This is a genomic window from Candidatus Symbiopectobacterium sp. (genome assembly GCF_020054415.1).
Lineage (GTDB): Bacteria > Pseudomonadota > Gammaproteobacteria > Enterobacterales > Enterobacteriaceae > Symbiopectobacterium.
Map to the genome: position 1 here is coordinate 1 of NZ_JAHWCO010000427.1, position 1701 is coordinate 1701.

The 1701-nt window shown below is 51.7% G+C and carries 1 protein-coding gene; it reads right to left on the bottom strand.

All coding sequences use genetic code 11. The features are described from left to right. Positions 1 to 294: 294 nt before the first annotated feature. Positions 295 to 1356 carry a mandelate racemase/muconate lactonizing enzyme family protein gene (locus QZ506_RS12510; RefSeq protein ID WP_291971448.1) on the bottom strand — a complete coding sequence of 354 codons (1062 nt, stop codon included), beginning with the start codon at positions 1354 to 1356 and terminating at the stop codon, positions 295 to 297. Between the last annotated feature and the right edge of the window lie 345 nt (positions 1357 to 1701).

The window sequence follows — 1701 nt, forward strand, 5'->3', positions numbered from 1 at the left end:
CGCCTGTTTTGGATTAAAATGCTGATCGCTCCGGGATGCATCACCACGCTCTGGATTTAACATACTGATTTTACGTCAAGGGAATCCGCAGCCTTTATGGCTACGCAGCATAATATCTATTTATTCAACAAAGCCCATCAGCGCCAGTAACCCGAGCGACAGTCCCAGGTAGATCGGGGCCAGAAACCAACGCGAGGTGTACATCAGGTTTTCAATAAAACGTTCCATAGTTCTTCTTTTCGCAGGTGAATAACCACCGTCGCGTCATGGGCACACGACGGCAAAACGCACAGTTTAATGATCGACCACTGAACCATCTACATGAAGACGCGTTTTCAGTGAACGGCGACGGTAGGGGTATTTTTCTGCCACATTATCCGCCAGTTCGATGCCAATGCACGGTGCCGTGGGAATCTCCATAAAACCGTCAACACACTTGAAGGTGCTCTTGACCACGTCGCGCTTCAATACGCCATTTTCCACGCCGGTGGAGCCAAATTTCTCCGACAGCGCCGGTTGGTCGTCGCCGGGATACTCCAGCAGAGCAAAGTTGGGGATGCTCACCGCAATTTGCAAACAGGCGGCCGTAGAGACCGGGCTGATCGGGTTATGCGGTACCACCATCAGGTCATGCGCTTCGGCCAGCGCTGCGATTTTCTTCGCGCCGGTAATGCCTCCGCACATGCACACGTCAGGCCGCACGTAGGAAACCGCATTGCGTTTGATCAGCATGGCAAACTCTTGCATGTTGTTCAGACGCTCGCCGGTAGCAATCGGCACGTTAATTTTGTCTGCGACCTGCGCCATCGAATCAAAGTTATCTGCCCTGATCGGATCTTCAATAAAGTAAGGCAGATAGGGCGCAATACCCTGCGCAAACACAATCATATCATGCGGTTTCAGAGGGCGATGTACTTCGATACAGAGATCGACATCATTCCCCACCGCTTCACGATAAGCGCCAATACGCTCGATGGCTTCGCCGATTTCTTTCGCATGGGTGATGAAATAGGGATCGCCGCGCGACTCATCCCAAAACGGCGTCAGATGCCCAATCTCGGTAACGCCTTGTGCCTTCATCTTTTTCAGGTTGGCGATTGTCTCTTCCGTAGTTTTGCCACCAGCATGGGCATAGACCCGCGCCTTATCGCGGCAACGACCTCCCAACAAGTTGTAGACGGGGGTGTCGTAGAATTTACCCGCAATATCCCACAGCGCGATATCGACAGCGCTGATCGCTCCCATGATGGCGGCACCGCGGAAATACCAGCAGCGGTACATGTACTGCCAATGATGCTCAATACGCAGCGGATCTTGCCCGATCAGGTAGGTTTTTAGCGCTTCCAACGCCCCCATGGAGGCATCCAGAAACCCCTAGGTGCCTGATTCACCGATCCCGACAAGACCTTCGTCCGTGTGAATCTCGACAAACAGGTAGCGATTCGCCAAGATGGTTTTGACATCCGTAATTTTCACGTTGCTTTACTCCACTTTCAGCCCGAGGGGGACCCAAAACCCTTAGCATAACCCGAGCGTGCAGTGCTTCGTCAATGCTTAAACTGTATTAGTCGCGACTAGATCTGACACTGGACCTTGAAAGGTTGAGAGTTACCGGTTTTGATATGGGTGCCTAATCCTTAAACAAAACGCGAGGTAACTCTCATGCTTCATACTAACAATCCCATTATCAAACACAAAGCC

What these genes read in the sequence shown, in the direction of transcription:
- QZ506_RS12510 (WP_291971448.1), bottom strand. Translation starts at nt 1,356, where the DNA reads ATGGGGGCGTTGGAAGCGCTAAAAACCTACCTGATCGGGCAAGATCCG.